23 protein-coding genes are annotated in these 25,000 nt (G+C 62.0%); 11 read left to right on the forward strand and 12 right to left on the reverse strand.

Annotated elements, in window-relative coordinates:
- Positions 1 to 77 precede the first annotated feature (77 nt).
- Positions 78 to 734 (reverse strand): pyrimidine 5'-nucleotidase, encoded by a 657-nt coding sequence (locus tag KUD11_RS06060; protein WP_109385697.1) that lies wholly within the window; start codon positions 732 to 734, stop codon positions 78 to 80.
- A gap of 122 nt (positions 735 to 856) precedes the next feature.
- Here KUD11_RS06060 and KUD11_RS06065 point away from each other — a divergent pair, with 122 nt between their 5' ends.
- Positions 857 to 1,501: a GntR family transcriptional regulator gene (locus tag KUD11_RS06065; protein WP_109388159.1), complete on the forward strand. Its 645-nt coding sequence runs from the start codon at positions 857 to 859 to the stop codon at positions 1,499 to 1,501.
- Here KUD11_RS06065 and KUD11_RS06070 read toward each other — a convergent pair.
- Both KUD11_RS06070 and carA read right to left on the reverse strand, forming a co-directional pair.
- The gene (locus KUD11_RS06070) at positions 1,442 to 3,379 is read right to left on the reverse strand and encodes a glycosyltransferase (protein WP_109385695.1); all 1,938 of its coding nucleotides are present in this window, start codon (positions 3,377 to 3,379) and stop codon (positions 1,442 to 1,444) included. The genes KUD11_RS06065 and KUD11_RS06070 overlap by 60 nt on opposite strands.
- Positions 3,380 to 3,488: 109 nt before the next feature.
- Entirely contained in the window at positions 3,489 to 4,637 is a 1,149-nt protein-coding gene (gene carA, locus KUD11_RS06075) for a glutamine-hydrolyzing carbamoyl-phosphate synthase small subunit (protein ID WP_109385693.1), read from the reverse strand.
- A gap of 174 nt (positions 4,638 to 4,811) precedes the next feature.
- Between carA and KUD11_RS06080 the strand changes: the two genes are divergently transcribed.
- Entirely contained in the window at positions 4,812 to 5,273 is a 462-nt protein-coding gene (locus tag KUD11_RS06080; RefSeq protein WP_109385691.1) for a GatB/YqeY domain-containing protein, read from the forward strand.
- A gap of 15 nt (positions 5,274 to 5,288) precedes the next feature.
- Here the strand turns inward: KUD11_RS06080 and KUD11_RS06085 are convergent, their stop codons facing one another.
- Complete coding sequence (locus KUD11_RS06085; protein ID WP_109388157.1) at positions 5,289 to 5,792, reverse strand: DUF2244 domain-containing protein; 504 nt, start codon at positions 5,790 to 5,792, stop codon at positions 5,289 to 5,291.
- Between the two features lie 132 nt (positions 5,793 to 5,924).
- On the opposite strand from KUD11_RS06085, the gene KUD11_RS06090 reads away from it, so the two are divergent.
- Entirely contained in the window at positions 5,925 to 6,515 is a 591-nt protein-coding gene (locus tag KUD11_RS06090; RefSeq protein WP_181375299.1) for a DUF4329 domain-containing protein, read from the forward strand.
- A 21-nt stretch (positions 6,516 to 6,536) separates the two neighbouring features.
- On the opposite strand, the gene KUD11_RS06095 is transcribed toward KUD11_RS06090, so the two are convergent.
- Together KUD11_RS06095 and KUD11_RS06100 are read right to left on the reverse strand one after the other, a co-directional pair.
- Positions 6,537 to 6,980 (reverse strand): GNAT family N-acetyltransferase, encoded by a 444-nt coding sequence (locus KUD11_RS06095; protein ID WP_109385687.1) that lies wholly within the window; start codon positions 6,978 to 6,980, stop codon positions 6,537 to 6,539.
- 30 nt (positions 6,981 to 7,010) lie between these two features.
- Positions 7,011 to 9,002, reverse strand: coding sequence for a protein meaA (locus KUD11_RS06100; protein WP_109388155.1), 1,992 nt, complete (start codon positions 9,000 to 9,002; stop codon positions 7,011 to 7,013).
- Between the two features lie 217 nt (positions 9,003 to 9,219).
- Here KUD11_RS06100 and KUD11_RS06105 point away from each other — a divergent pair, with 217 nt between their 5' ends.
- From KUD11_RS06105 to KUD11_RS06115, 3 genes are all read left to right on the forward strand, one after another.
- On the forward strand, positions 9,220 to 10,614 hold the full coding sequence (locus KUD11_RS06105; RefSeq protein WP_109385685.1) for a 1-acyl-sn-glycerol-3-phosphate acyltransferase: 1,395 nt from the start codon (positions 9,220 to 9,222) through the stop codon (positions 10,612 to 10,614).
- A 110-nt stretch (positions 10,615 to 10,724) separates the two neighbouring features.
- Positions 10,725 to 12,008 carry a crotonyl-CoA carboxylase/reductase gene (ccrA, locus tag KUD11_RS06110; protein WP_109385683.1) on the forward strand — a complete coding sequence of 428 codons (1,284 nt, stop codon included), beginning with the start codon at positions 10,725 to 10,727 and terminating at the stop codon, positions 12,006 to 12,008.
- A gap of 47 nt (positions 12,009 to 12,055) precedes the next feature.
- The gene (locus KUD11_RS06115) at positions 12,056 to 12,208 is read left to right on the forward strand and encodes a hypothetical protein (protein WP_181375298.1); all 153 of its coding nucleotides are present in this window, start codon (positions 12,056 to 12,058) and stop codon (positions 12,206 to 12,208) included.
- A 4-nt stretch (positions 12,209 to 12,212) separates the two neighbouring features.
- On the opposite strand, the gene trpS is transcribed toward KUD11_RS06115, so the two are convergent.
- A complete protein-coding gene (gene trpS / locus KUD11_RS06120; protein WP_109385681.1) occupies positions 12,213 to 13,244 on the reverse strand; it encodes a tryptophan--tRNA ligase in 1,032 nt (343 codons plus the stop codon).
- Between the two features lie 74 nt (positions 13,245 to 13,318).
- On the opposite strand from trpS, the gene KUD11_RS06125 reads away from it, so the two are divergent.
- On the forward strand, positions 13,319 to 14,005 hold the full coding sequence (locus tag KUD11_RS06125) for a rhomboid family intramembrane serine protease (protein ID WP_109388153.1): 687 nt from the start codon (positions 13,319 to 13,321) through the stop codon (positions 14,003 to 14,005).
- Between the two features lie 15 nt (positions 14,006 to 14,020).
- Here the strand turns inward: KUD11_RS06125 and murJ are convergent, their stop codons facing one another.
- From murJ to KUD11_RS06140, 3 genes are all read right to left on the reverse strand, one after another.
- Complete coding sequence (murJ, locus tag KUD11_RS06130) at positions 14,021 to 15,556, reverse strand: murein biosynthesis integral membrane protein MurJ (RefSeq protein WP_224380159.1); 1,536 nt, start codon at positions 15,554 to 15,556, stop codon at positions 14,021 to 14,023.
- Positions 15,553 to 18,252, reverse strand: a complete 2,700-nt coding sequence (locus KUD11_RS06135) for a [protein-PII] uridylyltransferase (RefSeq protein WP_318010142.1) — start codon at positions 18,250 to 18,252, stop codon at positions 15,553 to 15,555. Before KUD11_RS06135 ends, murJ begins: the two co-directional genes overlap by 4 nt.
- Positions 18,253 to 18,321: 69 nt before the next feature.
- A complete protein-coding gene (locus KUD11_RS06140) occupies positions 18,322 to 19,509 on the reverse strand; it encodes a penicillin-binding protein activator (protein WP_109388149.1) in 1,188 nt (395 codons plus the stop codon).
- Between the two features lie 89 nt (positions 19,510 to 19,598).
- Between KUD11_RS06140 and rsmI the strand changes: the two genes are divergently transcribed.
- The 4 genes from rsmI (at position 19,599) to KUD11_RS06160 (ending at position 22,744) form a co-directional block, all read left to right on the forward strand.
- On the forward strand, positions 19,599 to 20,465 hold the full coding sequence (gene rsmI, locus KUD11_RS06145) for a 16S rRNA (cytidine(1402)-2'-O)-methyltransferase (RefSeq protein ID WP_224380160.1): 867 nt from the start codon (positions 19,599 to 19,601) through the stop codon (positions 20,463 to 20,465).
- Positions 20,462 to 20,872, forward strand: a complete 411-nt coding sequence (locus KUD11_RS06150; protein WP_109385677.1) for a YraN family protein — start codon at positions 20,462 to 20,464, stop codon at positions 20,870 to 20,872. Before rsmI ends, KUD11_RS06150 begins: the two co-directional genes overlap by 4 nt.
- A gap of 61 nt (positions 20,873 to 20,933) precedes the next feature.
- Positions 20,934 to 21,869 (forward strand): glutathione synthase, encoded by a 936-nt coding sequence (gene gshB, locus KUD11_RS06155; RefSeq protein ID WP_109385675.1) that lies wholly within the window; start codon positions 20,934 to 20,936, stop codon positions 21,867 to 21,869.
- A complete protein-coding gene (locus tag KUD11_RS06160) occupies positions 21,866 to 22,744 on the forward strand; it encodes an alpha/beta hydrolase (protein ID WP_109385673.1) in 879 nt (292 codons plus the stop codon). Before gshB ends, KUD11_RS06160 begins: the two co-directional genes overlap by 4 nt.
- Here KUD11_RS06160 and KUD11_RS06165 read toward each other — a convergent pair.
- Entirely contained in the window at positions 22,722 to 24,236 is a 1,515-nt protein-coding gene (locus KUD11_RS06165) for a YifB family Mg chelatase-like AAA ATPase (RefSeq protein WP_109385671.1), read from the reverse strand. The genes KUD11_RS06160 and KUD11_RS06165 overlap by 23 nt on opposite strands.
- A 66-nt stretch (positions 24,237 to 24,302) precedes the next feature.
- Entirely contained in the window at positions 24,303 to 24,998 is a 696-nt protein-coding gene (locus KUD11_RS06170; protein WP_109385669.1) for a glutathione S-transferase, read from the reverse strand.
- Positions 24,999 to 25,000: the final 2 nt, after the last annotated feature.

The following is a 25,000-nucleotide window of genomic DNA, read 5'->3' on the forward strand; positions in this document are numbered from 1 at the left end:
CCTTCTGTTTCTGTTCGCTGAACCTGAGATAGTGGCCCCCGCGCGCTCTGCGCAGGTGCGAATTGACGCATGCAGCCTCAGGTCAGGTGCGCAAGGAACGCAGCCAGATCATCCGTGTGATGATGAATATGCGCCGCAGGGGCGGCGCCGGGGGCCACATGCACGGTTTTCAGGCCCATTTCGTGCGGAATCTTCAAGTTTCGAGGCTCATCTTCGAACATTGCGGCGGTTTTTGGATCAAGACCATCGGTCTGGAAAACTGTCTCAAATGCCGCGCGTTCGGGTTTTGGCGCGTAGCCCGCGTGCTCCACGCCATAAACTGCGTCAAAAAGCCCACCCAGACCGCGCGCCTCGACCACGCGCTGCGCATAGGGGGCGGTGCCGTTGGTGTAGATGATCCGCCGCCCCGGCAGCGCCTCGATTCGGGCGCGCAATGTGGGATCGGGGGTGAGCACGCTGAAATCAATGTCATGCACGGCATGCAGATAGGGGCCGGGATCAAGGTCATGCTCGCGCATCAACCCCGCCAACGTGGTGCCATGGGTGCGCCAGTAATGCCCCCGTAGATAATCGGCCTCCGCGTGGCTCACCCCGAGCGCGTCCACCACAAATGCTGTCATCCGCTGCTCGATTTGATCGAAGAGGCGCATATGTGGCGGGTAAAGCGTGTTGTCGAGGTCAAAGACCCAGGTGCGGATCTGCGAAAACCCGTGAGAGAAATCATGCGCTGTCATGGGGGCCAAGGTAGGAGCGGGGCGGGGCGCGTCAATCTAGAAAGGGATGCCATGACGTGCCATCTTTACTTTGCGACTTGTCCGGCGCTAAGTTTGTCTCTCCGATGTGTAAGGAAAGCCTGATGAAACCCGTCCAGAAAGACGCCTATATTTTGATCCTCGAAGCGATTGACATAGGTGTGTTCAAACCCGGTGATCGCCTTGTAGAGAGCGATCTGGCCGAGCGTTTTGGCGTGTCGCGCACCCCCATTCGCGAGGCGCTGCAACGGCTGGAGACGCAATCGCTCTTGGCGCGCGACGGGCGGAGCCTGATCGTGGCCTCGCTGGATCACAACCAGCTGGCCGAGCTTTACGTTGTGCGGGCCGAGCTTGAAGGGCTGGCGGCAAGCCTCGCTGCACGCCACGCGACCCCCGAAGAAGTGGCGGTGCTGCGCGATATGGTGGAGGATGACCGCAAGCTGATGGGCCATCCGGACAAGATGGCGCGCGCGAACCGGCGCTTTCACAAGCAGATACATCTCTCGTCGCATAACCGCTTTCTGGTGCAGCAGCTCGATCTGGTGCATCGCTCCATGGCGCTGATGGCGACCACATCACTCGCCGCCGTAGGACGCGACGAAATGGCGATCGCCGAGCATGATGCGATCGTGAGCGCCATTGAAACAAGCGATTGCGCGGGTGCGCATGCAGCCCTCAAGGCGCATATCTCAAAAGCGTTTGTGACGCGCCTCAAGCTGGACTCGGGCGAGGTCGAATCCACCCTTTAGGGCCGATTTTCCAACATGGGCGAGAGAGTGCCCGTGGCTTGTCTTGTCCCAGAAAAACGGCGCGAAGATCAGCTCATAAAGGGCTTTGTAGGCCGCAATCGTGCCAAGCGGCGTGTAGAGATGCGTTGTCGGCACCCATGGCATGAGGTGACGGTGAAACCGGCCCGAGACAGCCATGAGGTGAATGCCGATATTGAGCACCTCCACCGCGAGAAAAAGCCGCCCAAACGCCAAGAGCACATCGCGCGGCATTATGGGATCAAGCGGGTGCGGCAGGCCAAAGAGCACCAGCCAGAAGGACCACAGAAACGGCGCCAGCATGAATTGCGAGAGCGCCGCCACGAAATGCGCCTGAAACCCCCAGAATTTCCACGCGCCAAGCTGCCGGTATAGCAAGCGTGGCTGACGCATATGCACGAGATAGGTGGTCATATAGCCCTTGAGCCAGCGAGAGCGCTGTTTGATCCATGGCCAAGGTTTGCATGCCGCCTCCTCGCCGGTGACGGTCCCGATCACTTCGGTCCTGTAGCCATGCCGCGCGAGGCGAAAGCCCAGATCGGCGTCTTCGGTCACGTTATGCGCGTCCCACCCGCCAAGGGTTTCAAGCACTTCGCGGCGAAAATAGAGTGTGGTGCCCCCCAGAGGGATCGCAAAGCCCAGCCGTGCGAGGCCGGGCAGCATGATGCGGAACCATGTAGCATATTCGATGGAAAAGCAGCGCGCGAGCCAGTTTTGCCGCGGGTTATAGTAATCGAGGATCCCTTGCAGGCAGACAACATCGGGCGGTGCGGCCTGAAAGCGGCGCGCCACCTGCGTGATCTGATCCGGATCGGGTGCGTCTTCCGCATCGAAAATGCCGATGATGTCGCCCTCGCAGAAATCGAGCGCATAGTTCATCGCGCGCGGTTTCGTGCGTGGCTTGCCATCGGGCACGATCACGGCCCGCATCCATGGGGGCAGGTCGATTTCTGCCAGCGTTTTCTGGGTCATTGCGTCATTTTCTTCAAGCACGAGGACCACATCGAGCAGGCATTTGGGATAGCTAAGCCGTGCAAGGCGGGTGATGAGGGCATGGGCGATCTCCGTCTCTTGAAAAAGCGGGACCAGCACCGAAACCTTTGGCAGCTTTTGGTCGACGGAGACGGGCTGGACATTGGCCTCTGCTGGGCCGGCCATGATGCGGGCCATCAGAGCGGCTGTTTTGAGGCCTGCCGAGACAAGGAGTGTGAGCGTGGCCCAGCCGACGAAGATGCCGAAAACTGCTGTGGGGAAAAGCACCGTTAGCAGGGCCAGTGCCGTGAGGCACACAAGTGTGACCGTGAGCCGTGCATAGGGTGTCTCGCGCCATGTGCGGCAGCTTTCGGCCTCGGGGACGCGGGCTTTTGCCGCCGCGGTCAGGGCGGCGCGGTTGAGATTTGCCACGCTGTGCTGAATATCGCGGCGTGGCGCGAGCATCATGGGCAAGTCCGTGATGCCGCGCGGCAGATCGCGCGCGGCGCGGCGCAGGGTCTCGGGGTTATGGGTGGCGATGTGGAGCGTGCCCTCATCATCGTGCAGCGGCAAGAGCGCATGCTTAACCAATTGCGCGGGGTCGATTCCCTCCAAACGCGTGCCGTAATGCGCGAGCCCGGCCGCATCCAGAGCCGCCGTTCCGGCGCGCGCCGCCCGCGCGTTGAGGATCGTGGCCTCATCGGTCAGCCCTTCGGAAACCAGCACCCGATCCAGTGGCGCATCGCAATGTTTCTGAACGATTTTAGCAAGGTCCGCGTCGGCGCGGGAGATGACGCCCGATTCCACCAGATCGCGGGCCAAGCCGGTCAGCGGAACTGCGCGTGCACGCGAGGTTCCGCCCGGCTGCCGTAACTCGGAGATGCCCATTGAAATGCCCTTCCATTCGCCCTGTCCAGAAGCGAACTTGGTTCATTATGATTAATGGAGCGTAAAGATAACCTTAACAGGCAGTTAACAGGCCAATAATGTCGCAAGCTTAGCCGCGCATGGAGGCTGCAAAACGCTCAAAGAGGTAAAAGCTGTCTTGTGGGCCGGGGCTGGCCTCGGGATGATGCTGCACCGAAAAAACCGGGCGATCCTTTACGCGGATCCCACAATTGGACCCATCAAAGAGCGATACATGCGTCTCCATCACATTCTCGGGCAGGGTCTGGCTGTCAACGGCAAAGCCATGATTCATCGAGGTGATTTCCACCTTGCCGGTTTCCATATCCTTGACGGGATGGTTTGCGCCATGATGGCCGTGGTTCATCTTGATCGTGCGCGCGCCCAGCGCAAGCGCCAGCATCTGATGCCCGAGGCAAATCCCGAAAAGCGGGATATCCTTGGCCAGAACACCTTGGATCATCGGCACCGCATAGGTCCCGGTGGCTGCGGGATCACCGGGGCCATTGGAGAGAAACACACCGTCGGGATTGTGGGCTAGAACCTCTTCCGTGGTGGCGGTGGCGGGCAGCACGGTCACATCGCAGCCCGCCGAGGCAAGACACCGCAGGATGTTGCGTTTCGCGCCGTAATCAATCGCCACAACCTTGTGCTGCGGGTTTTCCTGCCGCGTATAGCCCTCGGGCCAGGCCCAGCGCATCTCGTCCCAGCGATAGGACTGCGCGCAGGTGACATCCTTGGCCAGATCAAGCCCCTCAAGACCCACAAAGCCGCGGGCCTTGGCCACCAGAGCGGCGGTGTCGAAATTGCCCTCCGGGTCATGCGCAAGTGCTGCATGGGGCGCGCCCTGCTGGCGGATGGCGCGGGTGAGGCGGCGGGTGTCAATGCCTCCGATGGCGATACGCCCGCGCCGCGCCAGCCAATCGGTCAGCTCTTCTGTGCTGCGCCAGTTGCTTGCGTCTGTCGGGTCCCATTTCACGACCATACCGCTCGCCACTGGCTCGGCAGTTTCGTCATCTTCGGGGGTCACGCCCGTGTTGCCCACATGTGGGAAGGTGAAGGTCACGATCTGTCCCGCATAAGACGGGTCGGTCATGATCTCCTGATAGCCTGTCATGGCGGTGTTGAAACAAAGCTCGGCCACCGTCTCGCCCGTGGCGCCAAAGCCGCGTCCGTAAAAAACGGTGCCATCTGCAAGAGCTAGGCAGGCGGTGGGGCGGGTTTGGGGGGCTTGGGACATGGGGTGCGCTCCGGGGGCTGGCAGGCAGGGGCAAAATCTGCGCGACACTAGGTCCGGGCTGGGGGGCGGTCAAGGGGCGGGTCTGGTTGTCTTGCGGGCGCAGCTTATATAAAGGGGCGAAACGATGAAGGCGTCCCCCAAAGGCTGGCGGCGCGAACAGAGGGTTTGAACCAGATGAGTATGCGTGAACGGATCGACACCGCCTTGAAGCAGGCGATGAGAGACAAAGACACGGCGCGTCTGGCGACGTTGCGTCTGATCAATGCGGCGATCAAGGATCAGGAGATTGCGGCGCGCGGCAAGGGGGGTGAGGTCAGCGTCAGCGATGACGACGTGCTGGCGATCCTTGGCAAGATGACCAAGCAGCGGCAGGAATCAGTGCGCGCCTATGAAGAGGGCGGGCGAATTGATCTGGCTGAGCGCGAGCGCGGCGAGGTTGTGATCATCGAGGAATTCTTGCCCCGCCAACTTGGCGATGATGAAGTGGAGGCCGCGATTGATGCGGCCATTGCCGAGACGGAAGCAAGTTCCATCCGCGATATGGGCACCGTGATGGGTGCTCTGAAGGCGCGCTATACTGGTCAGATGGATTTCGGCACGGTTGGGCCGAAGGTCAAGGACAAGCTCTGCTCCTGAGCTGAGTGGACCCGCCTATTGTTCGACGCTGCGCGCGACGCGTAGCGCGCCGGAAATCTCCGAATAGAGCACTTTGCGCTCGTCCTCGGACAAAAACGCGCCGATTTCGACCACACGTCCGCTGCCCTTGAGGGTCAGATAATGCGCGACCGGCCCGCCGGTGGGATGCATATCGACCTGTGCCCAATAGCTGTTGCAACCCCACTCCAGCACCTCACCCTTGGGGTTGGTGCGCGTCAGATGCACGGCATCGCTGTCGATGATCAGCGCCTCATGCATGCGCCCGGTGTCATAGCTGTGCGAGAGCGCCCACCACATTCCCGCAACTGCCGCGATCAGAAAGGGCAAGAGCCCCCACAGAACCACAGTACCCAAAAGCGGAATGAGCGGGAAGGTCAGGAAAATACATGTCACCATCATGAAACCCGCAAACCCCCGCTTGGGCAGCGAGCGATGTGGCCAAAGATCAAGCCGGGCAGGCGTGGCGGATGTGGGGGAGGAGGTCCATTCGTAAGGCATGGCTTTGTTTTAATCCGTATCGCGCGCGAGAAAAGTGCTGATTTGAAACCAAAGGGTCAAGGCCCGGCTTTGCTTGCACCGGATGTATATGTGTCGCAGGGTCAAGGCCGTGTTTGTGCACAGGGCTTCGCTATGAAAAAATCTGTCTTGTCCTTTGGCACGCTGGCATTGCTGGCGGGCGGTTTGTGGACGATTGCGGTTGCCCTTGAGGGCGCGGAGGAGATGGCGGTGCTGCGTGCAGAGGTGAGAGCCGCGCAGGGATATGACGAGGTGGATGTCGCGCGCGCGGTCCTGAGCGCGGCGCAGATCACATCCTTTGCACAAAATCTCGAATTTTGCGGCTATCTTGGGCTGGATGCTGCGGGCGTTATCCGCAGTTCGGAGGTGGTGCGGGGTCTGGTGGATGAATGCTCCCCCCTCTGGCCCGATGATCTGGAAGTCGTGGCCTCGTGGCATACCCATGCGGCCTATGACACCGGCGCGTGGTCAGAGGTGCCCACGGTGATTGATATCGAAGCCGATGAGGATGAGGGGATCGACGGTTATGTCGCCACCCCCGGTGGGCGCTTCTGGTTTGTGGATACCGAAGCGATGGAGGTCGTGCAGCTTTGCGCGCGGGGCGCGTGTGTGCCTGTGGACGTGGCTTACGTGCCCGGCTCGGAAGGGTACATCTGGCAAAGCTACACCTATCAGGAATTGCTGGACCGGGAGGCCGCGCAATAGGTTTGCCGGGTAAAACGCTGCTCAGCGCGAATATTTGATGAACGGTGTGAGCGTGCCGATACGGTCGTAAAGCTGCCGTGCGGTGTGGTTGAAATCCTGCGTCATCCAATAGACCGACGGGCAACCGTCTGCATCGGCGGCCTTGTAGACCGCCTTGATCAGGGCGCGGCCCACACCCGTGCCACGCACCGAAGGATCGGCGTAGAGATCTTGCAGGTAGCACACATCCTCAAGCCGCCAGTTATGGGCATGGTAGATATAGTGAACGAGGCCTACTGGCGTGCCGTTTTGCTCGGCGATCAAGGCGTTCTGGTGTGCGTGATCCGGGCTGAGCAGACGTTTGAACGTGGTCTGATAGACCTCCTCAGGCACGCTCGTCTCGTAATATTCCAGATAGGCTTTCCAGAGCGCGCGCCATGCGCCCTCATCCGATGGGGCGATGGGGCGGATCGTGGTTTGGGTCATGGGGGCGTGCTCCGGGGGTACACTACGAGGCTATTCGGCGGCGACGGGTTTAGGATCGGCCAGCGTGACGATATCCATCATGATCGTGTTCAGCTCAAAATCCTTGGGTGTGTAGACCCGCGCGATGCCCATCGCCGTGAGGCGGGCGGCGTCGTCATCGGGGATAATGCCACCCACGATCACGGGCGTGTCTCCGAGACCCGCACTGCGCATCCGCTCCATCAACTCCTCGACCAGAGGAATATGGCTTCCCGACAGGATCGAGAGGCCAACAACATGCGCCTCATCCTCCAGCGCGGCCTTCACGATTTCCTCAGGTGTCAGGCGGATACCCTCATAGCGCATATCCATCCCGCAATCGCGGGCGCGGAAGGCGATCTGTTCGGCCCCGTTGGAGTGGCCGTCAAGGCCCGGCTTGCCCATCAGGAACTTGAGGCGGCGGCCAAGACGGTCGCTGACCGCGCTCACGGCCTCGCGGATATCATCCAAGCCTTCGGTCATGTTTGATGGGCTGGCCGACACACCTGTGGGGCCGCGGTATTCGCCGTGCACGGCGCGCATCTGAGCGGCCCATTCGCCGGTGGTGACACCCACGCGGGCGGCATTGATGGAAGCGGGCATGATATTGCGCCCCTCGGATGCCGCAGCACGCAGATCGGCGAGGGCGATTTTCACAGCGGCCGCGTCACGCGCCTCGCGCCATGCGTTGAGGCGGTCGATTTGCTCGGCCTCGACCGCCGGATCGACGGTCATGATGCCGCCATCCTCGGTTTGGAGCGGCGACGGCTCGCCACTTTGCCATTTGTTCACGCCAACGACGATGGTCTCGTTACGCTCGATCCGGCCCAGCCGCTCTGCGTTGCTATCAACCAAACGGGCCTTCATGTAATCAATCGCACCGATCGCGCCGTCCATACTGTCGAGCGTATTCAGCTCGGCGCGCGCGCCGTCTTTCAGGGCCTCGACCTTCGCCTCGACCGCAGGGTTGCCATCAAAGAGGTCATCGAATTCCAGCAGGTCCGTCTCATAGGCGAGGATCTGCTGCATCCGCATCGACCATTGCTGATCCCAGGGGCGCGGCAGGCCAAGGGCTTCGTTCCACGCTGGCAATTGCACGGCGCGCGCGCGGGCGTTTTTGCTCAACGTCACGGCGAGCATTTCAATGAGGATGCGGTAGACGTTGTTCTCGGGCTGCTGCTCGGTCAGGCCGAGGCTGTTCACCTGCACGCCGTAGCGGAAACGGCGGAATTTGGGGTCCTCGACGCCGTAGCGCTCCAGCAAGATTTCGTCCCAGAGGTCCACAAAGGCGCGCATTTTGCACATCTCGGTCACGAACCGGATGCCTGCGTTCACGAAGAAAGAGATGCGGCCCGCGAGTGCCGGGAAATCCTCGGCGGGCACGCGGGGTTTCAACTCGTCCAGAACGGCGGTGGCGGTGGCAAGTGCAAAGGCAAGCTCCTGCTGCGGTGTCGCGCCTGCCTCTTGCAAATGGTAGGAACACACGTTCATCGGGTTCCATTTAGGCACATTGGTATAGCAATACTCGGCCACGTCCCCTATCATTTTGAGCGAGGGTTTGGGCGGGCAGATATAAGTCCCCCGGCTGAGATATTCCTTGATCAGATCGTTCTGCACCGTGCCTTGCAGGGCGCGCACATCCGCGCCTTGCTCCTCGGCCACCGCGATATAGAGCGACAAAAGCCATGGGGCCGTCGCATTGATCGTCATGGACGTGTTCATCTTCTCCAGCGGGATATCCTGAAACAACTGCCGCATATCGCCCAGATGGCAGACGGGCACGCCAACCTTGCCGACCTCGCCCTTGCTGAGGATATGATCGCTGTCATAGCCCGTTTGCGTTGGCAGATCGAAGGCCACGCTGAGGCCCGTCTGACCCTTTGCCAGATTCGAGCGGTAGAGCGCGTTGGAGGCCGACGCTGTGGAGTGGCCCGCATAGGTGCGGATCAGCCATGGGCGATCCTTGGCAGGGCTGTCGCTTGCTGGCGTGGTCGTCTCGGTCATGGCAGGGCCTCCGGAATCGATTGCGCAATAATCGTGCGTTGCTGCGGACATATCGGGAATTTTATACCTTTGTCAATTCGCTGCAACGCGGCATGATCGCCCGGCAGGGACGGTTGGTCAATCCCGCCGGCAAGAGCGCGCGCTTGGCCGAACTTCTGTGGCGCGCTTGTGTCTCTTGCTGTAATCAGGGAACGGGGCAACAAGACAAGGAGCGCGCATGACATCGACGGTGCAGATGCCGCTTTGGGCGCTCTTGCTCCTTCTGGCCTTTGCTGGGGTGACGTTCGCGTCGCATTTCCTCTTTCCGTCCGTGCGCTGGTTCTTTCGGCGGCGGCTGGAACGGGCGGTGGCGCAGCTCAACAAAAAACTCACCCGGCCCATCGAGCCTTTCAAGCTGGCCCGGCGGCAGGACATGATCCAGCGCCTTCTCTATGACCCGGACGTAACCGAGGCCATCGTGGATTATGCGCGCAAACATAATGTGCGTGAGGATGTGGCGTTTGAGAAGGCACGCCGCTATGCCCGCGAGATCGTCCCGAGCTTCTCGGCATTTGCCTATTTCAGCTTTGGTATCCGTCTTGCCAATTGGCTGGCCGGGACGCTTTACACGGTACGGCGGGGCAGTATGAACATGGCTGTTCTGGACGATATTGCCCCCGATGCGACGGTGGTTTTCATCATGAACCATCGCAGCAATATGGACTACGTGCTGGTCACCACGCTGGCATCGCAAGCCTCCGCGCTCAGCTATGCGGTGGGGGAATGGGCACGGGTCTGGCCGCTCAGTCGTCTGATCAAGTCGATGGGTGCTTATTTTATCCGCCGCCGCTCGCGCGGGGGACTCTACCGGGCCGTTTTGGGGCGCTATGTGCAGATGGCCACAGCGGGCGGGGTGACGCAGGCGATCTTCCCCGAGGGGGGGCTCAGCGTTGATGGGCTGACCAAGCCGCCAAAGCTGGGCCTGTTGTCTTATGTGGTGAATGGCTGGAAACCCGGCGCGCGTGACGTGGTCTTTGTGCCTGTGGCGATCAATTATGACCGGGTGCTGGAGGACCGCGTGCTGAGTGAGGCAGGGCGGCGCGGGGATCGGCGGTTTCGGGCGCGCATGTCGGTGATTGCGGGGTTCATCGCGCGGATGATGTGGTTCAGGTTGCGGGGTAAATTTGAACGGTTCGGGCTGGCGGCGGTGGTGTTTGCGGAGCCTGTGGCGCTGAGCAGCTATGGCCCGGAGCCGGATCTGGAGGCGCTGGGCACGGATCTGATGACGCGGATTGATGCCGCGATGCCGCTTCTCTTTGTGCCGCTTCTGGCGCGTGTGATGCTGCGGGCGGACGCACCGATTCCCGAGGCGGACCTGATCGAGGCGGTGCGCATGATGGGACAGGCCGCCTCGGGCGATGTGCCGATGGTCGACGATGAGGCGCTTCCGGGGGCCGTAGTCCGCGCGCAACGGCAGCTGTCGCGCCGGGGGCTGATCACGCAAGGTGAGGGCGGATGGCGGGCCAATCCGGGCGAGACGTTGCTTTTGCAATTCTACGCCAATTCTATCGCGCATTTTTACCCCAGTGATGCTGCACCCGCAAAGGAAATTTCTGCAACCGCTGGGTCATAAAGTTACAAAATGTAGGCTTTTGGCATTGCATTATTGCGCAAGTCGGCCTATCCACTCGGCCACTCCGCGAGTCAGCAGCGCGGCCAATCATATCTCAAGGGAGGCCGCTCATGGCTCTGGATACGGAAAACGGCATTGCGCCCTACGACGCCCCGGAAAAGGAGCTTTATGACATCGGCGAGATGCCCCCGCTGGGCTTTGTGCCGCCCAAGATGCACGCATGGGTGATCCGCCGCGAGCGGCACGGCGACCCCGACAAGGCGATGGAGCTTGAGGTGATCGACACGCCCACGCTCGACAGCCACGATGTGTTGGTTCTCGTGATGGCGGCGGGCGTGAATTACAACGGTGTCTGGGCGTGCCTCGGGCAGCCCGGCTCGGTGTTTGATGTCCACAAGGCGCCTTATGCGGTCGTCGGATCGGACGCGGCGGGCGTGGTCTGGGCTGTGGGCGACAAGGTGAAGCGGTGGAAAGTGGGCGACGAGGTCGTTATCCATTGCAACCAAGACGATGGCGACGATGAGGAGTGCAATGGCGGCGATCCGATGTTCTCCCCCAGCCAACGGATCTGGGGGTATGAGACGCCCGGCGGGTCCTTCGGGCAGTTCACCGCCGTGCAATCGCAGCAGCTCATGCCGCGCCCCAAGCACCTCACATGGGAAGAGAGCGCGTGCTACACGCTGACGCTGGCCACCGCTTACCGGATGCTTTTTGGCCACGAGCCACATGACCTCAAACCCGGCCAGAACGTGCTGGTCTGGGGCGCGTCGGGCGGCATTGGCTCGTTCGCGATTCAGCTGATCAACACCGCAGGCGCCAACGCGATTGGCGTGATCTCGGACGAAGATAAACGCGACTTCGTGATGGAACTGGGCGCGAAGGGCGTGATCAACCGCAAGGATTTTTCCTGCTGGGGTCAAATGCCGACGGTGAACACCGATGAATATGTCGAATGGTTCAAAGAGGCGCGCCGTTTTGGCAAGGCGATCTGGGAGACCACGGGCAAAGGCGTGAATGTCGACATGGTGTTCGAGCATCCCGGCGAGGCCACATTCCCGGTCTCCACATTCGTGGTGAAGCGCGGTGGCATGGTCGTGATCTGCGCGGGTACGTCGGGCTACAACTGCACCTTCGATGTGCGCCATATGTGGAGCCACCAGAAGCGGCTTCAGGGCTCGCACTTTGCGCATCTGAAACAGGCGGCAGCGGCGAACAAGCTGATGCTGGAGCGGCGGATCGATCCGTGCATGTCCGAGGTGTTCACTTGGGCGGACCTGCCGCAGGCGCATATGAAAATGCTGCACAATGAGCACAAACCGGGCAACATGGCCGTGCTTGTTCAGGCCCCCAAGACAGGCCTTCGGACCGTCGAAGATGTGCTGGATGCGAGATAATAAAATCTATTTCTGGCGGCACGAAAGCGATAGCCCGCGCATCTCTCATGAGGTTCGCGGGCTTTTGCGCGCCCGTGCGTGGCCCCAACGGGCAGTTCGCGCTCTACACGGTCAGCTATAATTGCGAGGATGCCGCCTGGGCCGCCTTTACCGGGCAAAATCGCCGCAGCCTGATCCTCATCCCGATGCGTCCAACCTAAGGACCTAGCTGCCGACCATGCCCACGATCTCATAGGTCCGCTTGAGGATCGGGGCCGCGATGGCCCGTGCATCCGCCGCGCCGCGCGCAAGGATCGCGTCGATCTCGCCCGTGTCCTGCATCAGGCGGCTCATCTCGCCCGAAATGGGTGCCATCTTGTCCACAGCCAGATCGGCCAGCGCCGGTTTGAACTCGGAAAACGCCCGCCCGCCCATCTCGCGCATCACGTCTTCGGCGCTCACATCGGCGAGGCCTGCGTAGATGTTCACCAGATTGCGTGCCTCGGGGCGGCCCTCAAGACCGTCCAGCTCGGAGGGCAGCGGCTCTGCGTCTGTCTTGGCCTTGCGAATTTTCTTGGCGATCGTGTCGGCATCATCGGTCATGTTGATCCGGCTCATATCCGAGGGATCAGATTTGGACATTTTCTTCGATCCGTCGCGCAGGCTCATCACACGTGTGGCGGCCCCTTCGATCACAGGCTCGGTGATGGGGAAGAAATCTACGCCGTAGTCGTGGTTGAACTTCGCCGCGATGTCGCGCGTCAGCTCCAGATGCTGTTTTTGATCCTCGCCCACGGGTACATGGGTCGCGTGGTAGATCAAGATATCGGCGGCCATGAGCGCGGGATAGCCAAAGAGACCCAGCGAGGCGTTTTCGGCATTCTTGCCCGCCTTGTCCTTGAACTGCGTCATCCGCTTCATCCAGCCCATGCGCGCCACACAGCTCAGCACCCAGCCAAGCTGCGCATGTTCTGCCACCTGGCTTTGATTGAAGAGAATGGACTTTTCCGGATCAAGCCCCGAGGCGATGAAGCCCGCACAAAGCTCGCGCGTGGCGCGCGAGAGGCTTGCAGGGTCCTGCCAGACAGTGATCGCATGCAGATCGACCATGCAATAGAGGCTTGGCGTGCCGCTCTCCTGCATCGCGACAAAGCGTTTGATCGCACCGAGGTAATTGCCCAGCGTCAGCCCGCCCGAGGGCTGAATGCCGGAAAATACGCGAGGTGTATGGGGCCGCGTGTCAATCGGTGCCGTCATGGCCGCGTCTCCTGTCTGGATTTCTGGTTCCGCCTCGCTTACCCATGCGCCAAAGCCCCGTCAAGGAGACGCGCATGGACGCCCCCACAAACCAAAGCCCGATCAACCCGCTCCCGCCCGTTGTGGTGCTGCTTTTCTTTGCGGTGTTGATCCCCGAGCTTATCTTCTTCGCAGGCGAGGCGGGGCTGATTGGTGGCGCGCAGGCGGTGGGCTGGCGCAGTGCGGCGCTTCAGGATTATGCCTATAACACCGATCTGATGGGACAGATGTTTCGTGCCTCGGTCTATCCGGCCGAGCATCTCATGCGAATTGTGACCTATCCTTTCGTGCATGGCTCTGCGACCGAGGCGGTGTTTTCGGGCGCGATCCTTTTGGCGTTGGGCAAGTTCGTGGGCGAGGTCTATCGCGGCTGGGCCGTGCTGGCGGTGTTCTTTGCCTCCGCCATCGCCGGTGCGCTGATCTATACGGGGGTGGCAGGGCCAGATCCGTGGCTTTACGGCGCATTTCCGGGCTCCTATGGGCTGATTGGGGCGTTCACGTTTCTTTTGTGGCTCAATCTGGGGCGCGCGGGGGCCAATCAGGCGCGGGCCTTTATGCTCATCGGGTTTTTGATGGGCGCTCAGCTTCTCTTCAGCCTGCTCTTTGGTGGGGGCATGAAATGGGTCGCTGACCTCACAGGGTTTGCCACCGGATTTGCTCTGTCGTTTTTCGTCAGCCCCGGCGGCTGGTCCGCGTTTCTGGACCGCATTCGCCAGCGGTGAGGCGCGCCGCGGCGTCTACCCGCGTCTGAACATGCCGCGCAGCTCGTTCATGCGGAACGCACCCAGAAGCCGCCCGGCGATGAAGTATGTGGCCGCTCCCACGGTGATCAGCACCAAAAGCGTTAGCCACCGCCAGCCGGGCACGCCGAAGAACGGCCCAATGACCAGAAGCGACATCCAAAGTACCGCGCCCATGATCGCCGCCGCCACGCAGATCCGCCAGACCCTGCTGCGGAACCGCGCGTCGAACCGCGCCACCTCGCCAAATTGCCGCGTGCCGCGCGCCAAAAGCCAGACCATCGCCCAGCCCGCGAGCGTCGTGGCAATCGCCGCCGCGATCCAGCCGATCACGGGTGCGAGGCCGATGGCGAGGGCGGCATTCACGACCATTGCGACGACCGCATAATGGAACGGGCGTTTCGTGTCCTCACGCGCGAAATAGATGGGCTGGAGCACTTTTTGCAGCACAAACGCAGGCAGGCCGAGGCCGTAGATGCCCACTGCCAGCGCCGTGGCCGCCGTATCATCCGGGCCGAATGCGCCGCGCTCAAAAAGGACCGAGACCAGCGGGAAGGGCACGACCATCAGCGCCACAGACGAAGGGATGGTGAGCGCTAAGGAAAGCTCGCCCGCGCGGCTCAGCGCCTCGCGTCCGCCCGCCCCATCGCTGGTTTTCAGACGCCGTGACAGATCCGGCAGCAGCACAATCCCCACGGCAATCCCCACCACGCCCAGAGGCAATTGGTAAAGCCGGTCAGCGGCATAAAGCCAGCTCACCGCATTGTCGAAATTCGACGCCACCTGCTGCCCCACCAGAAGATTGATCTGCATGACCCCGCCTGCCAGGGCCGCAGGTACGGCGATGCGCACCAGTTGGGCCATATCCGGCGTCCAGCGGGGCCGCACCAGCCGCACATTCTGCCCCGCGCGCTTTGCCGCCACCCAAACAAGGGCCAGCTGTGCGACCCCTGCGAAAGGGATGGTCCAGACCAGCGCCTCGATCACCGCGCCGCCTATGATGACCGCGCCGATCATCGCTGCACAGAGCATGACGTTCAGCAATACGGGGGCTGCGGCGGCCGCCATGAACCGGCCCGTGGAGTTCAAGACGCCCGAGAGGAGCGCCGCCAGCGAGATGAAAAGAATGTAGGGAAAGACGATCCGGCCAAACCCCACGGTCAGATCGAACCGCGCATCCTGCGCAAATCCGCCCGCCGTGGCCCAGACCAGCGCGGGCATGAACACCATCGACAGCCCGGTGAGCAGCATCAGCACAAGGGCCAGCCCACTCATCGCTTGGCTTGCGAACCCATCGGGATCATCTCCACCCTCAAGCCGTTTGGAGAACATCGGCACGAAGGCCGCGTTGAACGCCCCTTCGGCAAAGAAGCGGCGAAAGAGATTGGGCAGGCGGAAGGCCGCGACGAACGCGTCCATCAACGGCCCCGGCCCCACAAAGCCCGCAATCAGCACATCGCGCAGAAATCCCAAGATCCGGCTCAGAAGCGTCCAGACGCCAACGGTCATCACGCCGCGCATCAGGCGGCTCATGTGCTGGCCCTTTGCGCGCCCTCGGAAATGGCAAGGCGCAGCTTCTTTTCCAGCCCTTTTTGTTTCGCGTCCGAATGGAACTTCAGCCCGAACATATCCTTGACGTAGAACGTATCGACCACCTGCTCGCCATATGTCGCGATAACGGCGCTTGCGATATAGACATGCGCCTCAGCCAGTGCGCGGGTAAGATCATAAAGAAGGCCCGGGCGGTCGCGTGTGTCGACCTCGATGATGGTGTAGATCTCAGAGCCTTCATTGTCGAAGGTGATGTGGGTCGGCACCCGGAAGGCGCGCTCGCGCTTTTTGATCTTGTCGCGCGATTGCATGGCGTCGGAGGCTTTGATCTCGCCTTTGAGGGTCTTGTGGATGGAGGCGCGCAGGCGCGGCAGGCGCGCGGCCTCGTAAGGGTGCCCATCGGCGTCCTGAACCCAGAAAGCGGCGGTGGCGAAACCGTCATTGGACGTATAGGTCCGCGCGTCGACCACATTGGCACCGACCAGCGCCAAGGCACCGGCAAGGCGTGAGAAAATGCCCGGATGATCGGCCATGACAAAGCAGGCGCGGGTCGCGTCGCGGTCCTCGTCCACATCCAGATCAATGGCGATATCACCCTCCTTGATGTCGCGCAGGAGCCGCGCAAAGACCGCATGTGCCGTGACGTGCAATCCCTGCCAATAGGGTGGATAATGCCGCGCCGTCTCGGCCTTGAGGGCGCGCGCGTCCCACCCTTCAAGTGCGGCGCGCAGGTTGCGTTTGGCGTCCGAGCCGCGTTGCTCGCGGTTGAGGTCTTCGAGACCGCCCTCCATGGCGCGGCGCGTCTGGCGGTAAAGCGCGCGAATGAGCGAGGCTTTCCAGTTATTCCACGTGCCCGGCCCCACGCCGCGAATATCGCAGACCGTAAGGACGCAGAGCATATCAAGCCGCTCGCGCGTCTGCACCGCCTTGGCAAAATCGCGCACCGTGCGCGGATCAGCGATATCGCGCTTTTGCGCCATATCGGACATCAAAAGGTGATAGCGCACCAGCCATTCGGCGGTGTCCACTTCCTTGGGTTTGAGGCCCAGACGCGGGGCCACTTTGCGCGTGATCTGCGCGCCAAGGATGGAATGATCCTCATCCCGTCCCTTGCCGATATCATGGAGCAAAAGGGCCACATAAAGCACCCGGCGGTTGATCCCTTCCTTAAGGATCGACGAGACGACGGGCAGCTCCTCGATCAGCTCCTCGCGCTCGATCATGGCGAGGTGGCGGATACATTGGATCGTATGCTCGTCCACGGTGTAGTGGTGATACATGTTGAATTGCATCATCGCCACGATCGGCTCAAACTCGGGGATGAAGGTGCTGAGCACGCCCAGCTCATTCATCCGGCGCAACGCGCGCTCGGGGTTGCCGTGTTTCAGCAACAGTCCCAAGAAGAGCTTTTGCGCCACAGGATCGGCGCGCATATCGTCATCGATCAGGTCCAGATTGGCCGTGACCAGCCGCATCGCATCGGGATGAATGAAGAGCCCCGTGCGCAGCGCCTCCTCAAAGAGGCGCAGGATGTTCATCCGGTCGGCGAGGAACTCTGCATCATCGGCAATGGCGAGACGGCCATGCACCTCCAGATAGCCGGGCTTGAGCTTTTTGCGGCGACGAAAAAGACGCTGCAACAAAGGCTCTGACTTGACGTGATCTGCCTCAAGCTTGGTCAGGAAGATGCGGGTGAGATCGCCCACGGCGGTGGCGTGGCGGAAATAATCCTGCATGAACACTTCGACGCCCCGCCGCCCGGCTGTGTCGGTATAGCCCATCCGCTCGGCCACCTCGACTTGCAGATCGAAGGTCAGCTGCTCGGTCGGGCGGCGGGTGACCAGATGAAGATGGCAACGCACGGCCCACAGGAAATTCTCGGCCTGCGTGAAGGTCTCGAATTCGTCAGAGGTGAATACCTTGAGCCGCACAAGCTCAGCGGTGTTGGTGACCCGGTAAATATATTTGGCGATCCAAAAGAGCGATTGCAGGTCGCGCAGCCCCCCCTTGCCCTCTTTCACGTTGGGCTCAACCATGTAGCGCTGGCCGCCCTGCTTTTCATGGCGCGCGTCACGCTCCTCCAGCTTGGCCTCGATAAACTCCCGCTCGGAGTTTTTGAACAGGTCGTTCCAGAGGCGGTGATTCAACTGCCCGGCCAGTTTTGGGTCGCCGGTGAGGTGACGATTTTCCAAAAGCGCGGTGCGGATCGTGAAATCCTCACCCGCAAGGCGCACACAATCGCCGATGGTGCGGCTGGCATGACCCACTTTGAGGCGCAGATCCCAGAGCATGTAGAGCATGGTCTCGATCACGCTCTCGGCCCAGCCGGTGATCTTGTAGGGCGTGAGAAACAAGAGATCGACATCCGATTGCGGGGCCATTTCGCCGCGCCCATAGCCGCCGACGGCCATGAGGGTCAGCCTCTCCGCCTCGGTTGGGGTGGGCAGGGGGTGCAGGCGCTTGGTCGCCAGTTCATGCACGCTCAGCACGAGACAATCAGTGAGCCATGTATAGGCGCGCGTGGCCGCTCGCGCCTCAAACGGATGGGTTGCCAGTGCGGCGGCGATAGCATCACGCCCGCTTTTTTGGGCGGCCCCGAGGATGCGTAGAGCCTCCCCGCGCAAGTCCTCTGTTGCGACGGCGTCAAGTGCTGCGCGCACAGCATGTTGATCGAACACATCCTGCGCGGGGCAGATCAGGTCGTCCGGCAGGGCGGCAGTATCAGGTGTGGCGAGGTCTTGCAGTGTTTAGAACCCCGCGCGGCCAAAGCTGCTGGGCGCTTGCTCCAAAATGACCAGCTTTTTGTCGCGGACCGAGGCGATGGCGAGGCCGCGTTCGTTCGTGCCATCCGGGCGCAGGCGGAAGACGCCATCGACGCCTTGGAACCCGGCCGATTGTGTGAGGCCCTCGCGGCTCAGAGCATCGCCCTGACCGGATTTGGCCAGTGCGCCGATTGCTGCAATGCCGTCATAGGCAAGGCCCGCGATTGCATGGGGCGCGTTGCCGTTTGCCTCTTGGAAACGGGCCGCAAAACGGGCGGAGCGGTTCGGATCAGGCATGGCGAACCAGCCGTTCTGCACACCGGGCAGGTCCAGCGTCTGGGCCGGTTTGTCCCAGCGTGAGAGGCCGATATACTGCATGTTGGCCGGGTCCAGCCCGGTCTCAGGCAGCATTTGTGAGAAAAGCGGCAGCGCGCCTGCGGTATTGGCGGTCATGAAAATCGCGTCCGTATTGGTGCTGCGCGCGGTGGCCGCGATTTGGGGCACGACGGCAACGACACCCTGCTGGCTGAATTCATACGCAATGGTGCCGACCAGCGTGCCGCCTGCGGTAGCGGTGGCTTTCTGAATGGCTTGTTTACCAAGCTCGCCTGAGAGGTTGTTGGAATGCACCGCGAGGATGCGGCGCTTGCCCTGCTGAACGGCGTATTTTGCAAGGCGGTCAGCGGTGTTGTCGAAGGTTTGTCCCAGCACAAAGAGGTTGCCCCCCGCGATGCTTGCATTATTGGAAAACGCCAGCACATTGATGTTTTTGGGTGCCATCGCCACGGCCACGGCATTGGCCGATTCGGCGTGAAGCGGGCCTAGGATGATCTTGGCACCATCGGCGGCGGCATTCAGGGCGGCTTGCTGTGCCTGACCTGCCTGACCTGCCGTGCCATAGACCCGCAGGTCGATCCGAACACCCTGAAGATCTGCCACGGCAAGGCGTGCTGCGTTCTCAAGATCCCGCGCCAAAGCAGCCTCCTGTGCGCTGGAGGACCCATGCGGGACCAGCAGGGCAACGGCCACAGGTGCACCGGGATCAATGCTCTGCCCGGAATTACCGCCACTGCCACCGAGGCTCGCGGGCTGACAGGCGGCCACAATCAGAACAGTGCACAGAGCGGCCAAACGGCGCATCGCCTTGCGGGCAGACGAGAAAACAGCAAACATGGGGAACCTTTCACTCGGATGACGGAAGGCGCGCAACACGGCACGCCGGACGTTGATGGCAATCATAAACGACAGACGGGGCGGGTCCAGTGGCTATTGCGAATAAGCAGACCCTTGCGCCGGGGCTCTACCTTGTGGCGACGCCCATTGGGGCGGCACGCGACATCACGCTCCGCACGCTTGATATTCTGGCCAGCGCCGATGTGCTGGCCGCAGAAGATACGCGAAGCCTGCGCAAGCTGATGGATATCCATGGGATTGCATTGGGGGATCGGCCTCTGGTGGCCTATCATGACCACAATGGCGACCGGGCGCGCCCTCGGCTTCTGGCGGCGATGGCAGACGGAAAATCAGTGGCTTACGCCTCGGAGGCGGGGACGCCCATGGTGGCGGATCCAGGGTTTGACCTTGCGGGGGCGGCGGTGGCTGAAGGGTATGGGCTGATCTCGGCCCCCGGGCCCTCGGCGGTGATCACGGCGTTGACTGTTGCGGGGTTGGCCACGGATAAGTTTTTGTTCGCAGGGTTTTTGCCGAACACCGCATCACAGCGGAAAACCGCGCTCAAAGCGCTCGCAGGTGTGCCCGCAACGCTTGTATTCTACGAATCGCCCAAACGGGTCGCGGCCATGCTGCGCGATGCGGCGGAGGTTCTGGGCGGCGCGCGCGAGGCGGCACTCTGCCGTGAGTTGACTAAGAAATTCGAGGAAGTGCAGCGCGGCTGCCTCAGCGAATTGGCCGCTGAGGCAGCCGCGAACCCCCGCAAAGGCGAGATGGTGGTGCTTATTGCGCGCGGCGATTCAGAAAATATTAGCGAAGATGATGTTGAAGGGATGGTGACGAGAGCGCTCGAAGAGATGTCGGTGCGTGATGCGGCGGATTATGTGGCGGCCAAGACCGGGCAGAAACGGCGCATGGTCTACCAGATTGCACTGCGGCTGGCAGGGGATGCGGAATGAAGCACAGTGACGTTGACGATTGCGACGCGCGGCCAGTTCATGCGCGCCAGCGGGCTGGTCGGCAGGCCTATTTGTCTGGCCATGCGGCCGAGGCGCGCGCGATTGATCTCTACGTCGCACGCGGGGCCGTCTTGTTGGAAACCCGTTGGCGCGGGCAAAGCGGCGAGATCGACCTGATCTTTGAGCAAGACGGCGAGATCATTTTTGCCGAGGTGAAATCTGCACGCACTCATGAGGCCGCCATCGCCCGTCTTGGGCGCGCCCAGATGCAGCGCATTCACCGTGCGGGCTCGGAATACCTTGCGCATACGCCCAAGGGGCAGCTTTCTGATGTGCGCTTCGATCTGGTTGTGGTCGACGGGCAAGGGTGCGGTGATATCCTCGAAGGGGTGTTCTCACATTTCTGAATTGCGCGCGGCTGGTGCATGGCCCATGTAGGACACCGTGTATCATCCGCGAGGACAGGCCATGAAAATCGCATTCCAGATGGACCCGATCGGGCCGATCAATATCAACGCTGACAGCACCTTCCGCCTTGCAGAAGAGGCTCAGGCCCGCGGGCATGAGCTTTTTTATTATACGCCCGACAAGTTGGCCTATGAAGAAGGGCGCGTAACGGCGCGTGGTTGGCCGCTTACGGTGCAGCGGGTCGTGGGCGATCATGCGATCTTGGGGGATGAGCAAACGGTCGATCTTGCGGAGTTCGATGTCGTCTGGCTCCGGCAGGATCCGCCGTTTGATATGTTCTATATCACCACAACGCATCTTCTGGACCGGCTCGCTCCCGGCACTTTGGTGGTAAACGATCCGTTTTGGGTGCGCAATTTCCCAGAAAAGCTTTTGATTCTCGATTTCCCAGAGTTGATGCCCCCCACCACAATCGCGCGCGATCTGGGAACGATCCGCGCCTTCAAGGACCGCCATGGGGATGTGATCCTCAAGCCGCTTTATGGCAATGGTGGTGCGGGCGTATTCCTTCTGCGCGAGGGCGATAGCAACCTTAGCTCGTTGCACGAGATGTTCACGGGGTTCAGCCGTGAGCCCTTGATCGTGCAAAAATTCCTGCCCGAGGTGTCGGCGGGCGACAAGCGCGTCATCTTGGTGGATGGAGCCCCAGTCGGCGCTATCAATCGGGTGCCGGCCAAGGGCGAGACGCGCTCCAACATGCATGTCGGCGGGCGGCCCGAGAAAGTGGACCTGACCGAGCGGGATATGGAGATTTGCGCGGCGATTGGCCCCTTGCTTCGCGAGAAGGGGCAGGTCTTCGTCGGGATTGACGTGATCGGGAAGTATCTGACCGAAATCAACGTGACCTCCCCCACCGGCATTCAGGAGCTTGAGCGCTTTGACGGTGTGAACATCGCTGCAAAGATCTGGGAGGCGATCGAGGCCCGCCGCGCATGAGTGCCCTTTTGCGCCTTCTGAATCCCTATCTGCGCCTCACGGAAAAGACTCATATGGCGCGGGCCGCCACGCCCGCGCGGCTCCGGCGCAGTTTTGAGCGCAAGGCGCGCATGTTTTTCCATGGCCCTCGCGCGGTCCGAACGAGCATCTGGGCGGGCGAAGGTCTGGAGCTTTCGGGACCAGAGGACGGCCCCTTGATCTTCTATATCCATGGCGGCGGCTTTATCTTTGGGTCCCCTGAGACGCACCGGGCCATGGTGGCGCGGCTTTGTCATATGGCCGGGATGCGGGCCGTCTTGCCGCGCTACCGCCTGGCACCCGAGTATCCGTTTCCCGCAGCGCAGGAGGATGTGATGACGGCCTACCGCGCGGTCATGGATCATCCCGGCGGCGTCTTTTTGGGGGGCGACAGTGCGGGCGGCGCGCTTGCCCTGTCTCTTTTGGCGCAGATCACAGCGGAGGGTTTGCCGCAGCCTTTGGGCACGTTTGCGTTCTCGCCGCTCACGGATCTGAGCTATTCCGGCGCCAGTTTCACCCAAAACGCCAGCAGCGATGTGGTGCTGCCTGCGCAGCGGGCGGGTGATATGGCCGAGATGTTTTTGAGTGGCCACAGCCCGATGGACCCGCGCGCCTCACCGCTTTTTGCGCGTTTTGTCGGGGCGTCGCCCGTCTGGATGACAGTGGGAGACACCGAGATATTGCTGGACGATACGCGGCGGATGACGGCGCATTTGCGCAGCGAGGGTGTGGACGTCACGACCATAATCAAGCCTGATCACCCGCATGTCTGGCCGCTTTTTCACAATATCCTGCCCGAGGCACGCACCACGCTGGGCGAGGTGGTCGCATGGCTTACATCTCGGGCGCGCCGGTGATCCGGTAGCTGACCGCCTCGGCCACATGCGGGCGGCGGACCTCTGCCTCACCATCCAGATCGGCGATCGTGCGCGCCACGCGCAGCACCCGATGATAGCCGCGTGCAGACAGCCCAAAGCGTTCGGCCACCGTGTTGAGCAGATCGCGCCCTTGCGAATCCGGTGCTGCAAGCTCGCTGAGAACTTCGCCCTCCGCATCGGCATTGAGATGCATATCTGCGTGGTTCTCGAAACGGGTTTCCTGCACCGCTCGGGCACCGGCCACACGGGCCGCGATGTCGGTGGATGGCTCTCCTGAACTGGGCAGGTCCAGATCGGTATAGCTCACCGGCGGTACCTCAATGCGCAGATCAAACCGGTCCATCAAAGGTCCGCTGATCCGCCCCATATACTCCTCCCCGCAGGCGGGCGCGCGTGAGCAGGCCCGCGCCGCATCGCTGAGATACCCGCATTTGCAGGGGTTCGCGGCGGCGATCAGCATAAAGCGGCACGGATAGCGCACATGAGCGTTGGCGCGGGCAATCATCACCTCGCCAGACTCGATAGGCTGGCGCAGGGTTTCGAGCACGTTGCGGGCAAATTCCGGCAGCTCGTCCATGAAGAGAACGCCATTATGCGCGAGGCTGATCTCGCCCGGCCCCGCGCGTCGCCCGCCACCCACCACGGCGGCCATTGAGGCGGTGTGATGCGGCGCGCGGAAAGGGCGTGCGAGGTTGATCCCGCCCTCATTGAGCAGCCCTGCGAGTGAGTGGACCATGGACGTCTCCAGCGCCTCGCGTGGGGTGAGGGGCGGTAAAAGCCCCGGCAGGCGCGCGGCGAGCATGGTTTTGCCCGATCCCGGAGGGCCCGCCATCAGCAGATGATGCCGCCCTGCGGCCGCGATCTCCAACGCGCGCTTGGCGCGCTCCTGCCCCTTCACATCGCGCAGGTCCTTGCCGCTTGTTGTGCTGTTCACCGCGCCCGGCTCGGACGGGGTCAGGGGCGCTTGCCCGGTGTAGTGGCGCACCACATCCGTGAGGGTGGCGGCGGCCAACACGCAGGTCGCCCCGACCCATGCGGCTTCCGCGCCCGAGAGCTTGGGGCACAGGAGCGTGCGGTCTTCCTCGGCGGCGGCCATGGCGGCGGGGAGCGCGCCCAAGACGGGCATCAGCGTGCCGTCGAGGGATAATTCGCCCAGAGATGTGGTCTCCTCCACCGCGTCTTTGGGGATGATGTCGAGCGCTGCAAGCAGGGCCAGCGCGATGGGCAGGTCGAAATGGCTGCCTTCCTTGGGCAAGTCCGCGGGGCTGAGATTGATCGTGATCCGTTTGGAGGGCAGGGCGATAGCCATGGAGGTGAGCGCCGTGCGCACCCGGTCGCGGGCCTCGGAGACGGCTTTGTCAGGCAGGCCCACGAGCGAGAAGGACGGCACCCCGGGTGTGACGGCGCATTGCACCTCGACCTGCCGCGCCTCGATCCCGTCGAAGGCGACCGTATAGGCACGCGCGATCATTGCGATTCTCTCCGTTCGTAAACCTTGGTTAACGATGCGAGAGGAGTGTTTAAGAATGGTTAACGATTATGCCGCCGGAGCGTCGCCGGGCCAGTGCGTGCTTTTGAGATCCATCCGGTAGCGGGCAAGCTCGGGGCCGTGGGTGAGGGCCAATGCGCGCCACCGGCGGAAAGAAGGCTCGGCCAGATGGGCGTCCACATAGGCCTGCGCGGAGGGCGAGACGTTGAGCTGATACCCGGCGATGCGCGCGGCCACGGGCGCATACATCGCATCCACGATGCCGTAAGCGCCGCAGAGCCACGGACCCTCCGGCGCGCAGGTGTCGCGCGCATGGTCCCAGAGCGTCTCGATACGGCGCAGCTCCGCTGTGACCGCCTCTGGGGCCGCGAAATCCGTGTAGCATTTGCGCAGGTTCATCGGGCAGGCACCGCGCAGGGCCATGAAGCCCGTGGCCATTTCGGCCGACAGAGCGCGGGCCGTTGCGCGGGCGTGAGGGGCCACAGGCCAGAGAGGCAAATCCGGGTGACGCGAGGCCAACTCCTCTGCAATGGCGAGCGTTTCGCCGATCACCGTGCCATCCGGCAGGCGCAGGGCAGGTACCGTCTTTGCGGGCGCTATTTCCGGCAGCAGTTCGGGCACCAATCCATCGTCAAAGCAGATCGTGCGCACGTCATGTGGGATTTTAAAGCGATCAAAGAGAAGCCAAGGCCGCATGGACCATGTGGAATAAGTGCGATCACCGAGAAAGAGTGTGTATGTCATGG

It is taken from the genome of Roseovarius carneus (assembly GCF_020141465.1).
GTDB lineage: Bacteria > Pseudomonadota > Alphaproteobacteria > Rhodobacterales > Rhodobacteraceae > Roseovarius > Roseovarius carneus.

Bases quoted from the DNA above. Each gene is read 5' to 3' on its own strand.
- KUD11_RS06060 (WP_109385697.1), bottom strand. From the start codon at position 734: ATGACAGCGCATGATTTCTCTCACGGGTTTTCGCAGATCCGCACCTGG.
- KUD11_RS06065 (WP_109388159.1), top strand. From the start codon at position 857: ATGAAACCCGTCCAGAAAGACGCCTATATTTTGATCCTCGAAGCGATT.
- KUD11_RS06070 (WP_109385695.1), bottom strand. From the start codon at position 3,379: ATGGGCATCTCCGAGTTACGGCAGCCGGGCGGAACCTCGCGTGCACGC.
- carA (WP_109385693.1), bottom strand. From the start codon at position 4,637: ATGTCCCAAGCCCCCCAAACCCGCCCCACCGCCTGCCTAGCTCTTGCA.
- KUD11_RS06080 (WP_109385691.1), top strand. From the start codon at position 4,812: ATGAGTATGCGTGAACGGATCGACACCGCCTTGAAGCAGGCGATGAGA.
- KUD11_RS06085 (WP_109388157.1), bottom strand. From the start codon at position 5,792: ATGCCTTACGAATGGACCTCCTCCCCCACATCCGCCACGCCTGCCCGG.
- KUD11_RS06090 (WP_181375299.1), top strand. From the start codon at position 5,925: ATGAAAAAATCTGTCTTGTCCTTTGGCACGCTGGCATTGCTGGCGGGC.
- KUD11_RS06095 (WP_109385687.1), bottom strand. From the start codon at position 6,980: ATGACCCAAACCACGATCCGCCCCATCGCCCCATCGGATGAGGGCGCA.
- KUD11_RS06100 (WP_109388155.1), bottom strand. From the start codon at position 9,002: ATGACCGAGACGACCACGCCAGCAAGCGACAGCCCTGCCAAGGATCGC.
- KUD11_RS06105 (WP_109385685.1), top strand. From the start codon at position 9,220: ATGACATCGACGGTGCAGATGCCGCTTTGGGCGCTCTTGCTCCTTCTG.
- ccrA (WP_109385683.1), top strand. From the start codon at position 10,725: ATGGCTCTGGATACGGAAAACGGCATTGCGCCCTACGACGCCCCGGAA.
- KUD11_RS06115 (WP_181375298.1), top strand. From the start codon at position 12,056: ATGAGGTTCGCGGGCTTTTGCGCGCCCGTGCGTGGCCCCAACGGGCAG.
- trpS (WP_109385681.1), bottom strand. From the start codon at position 13,244: ATGACGGCACCGATTGACACGCGGCCCCATACACCTCGCGTATTTTCC.
- KUD11_RS06125 (WP_109388153.1), top strand. From the start codon at position 13,319: ATGGACGCCCCCACAAACCAAAGCCCGATCAACCCGCTCCCGCCCGTT.
- murJ (WP_224380159.1), bottom strand. From the start codon at position 15,556: ATGAGCCGCCTGATGCGCGGCGTGATGACCGTTGGCGTCTGGACGCTT.
- KUD11_RS06140 (WP_109388149.1), bottom strand. From the start codon at position 19,509: ATGTTTGCTGTTTTCTCGTCTGCCCGCAAGGCGATGCGCCGTTTGGCC.
- KUD11_RS06150 (WP_109385677.1), top strand. From the start codon at position 20,462: ATGAAGCACAGTGACGTTGACGATTGCGACGCGCGGCCAGTTCATGCG.
- gshB (WP_109385675.1), top strand. From the start codon at position 20,934: ATGAAAATCGCATTCCAGATGGACCCGATCGGGCCGATCAATATCAAC.
- KUD11_RS06160 (WP_109385673.1), top strand. From the start codon at position 21,866: ATGAGTGCCCTTTTGCGCCTTCTGAATCCCTATCTGCGCCTCACGGAA.
- KUD11_RS06165 (WP_109385671.1), bottom strand. From the start codon at position 24,236: ATGATCGCGCGTGCCTATACGGTCGCCTTCGACGGGATCGAGGCGCGG.
- KUD11_RS06170 (WP_109385669.1), bottom strand. From the start codon at position 24,998: ATGACATACACACTCTTTCTCGGTGATCGCACTTATTCCACATGGTCC.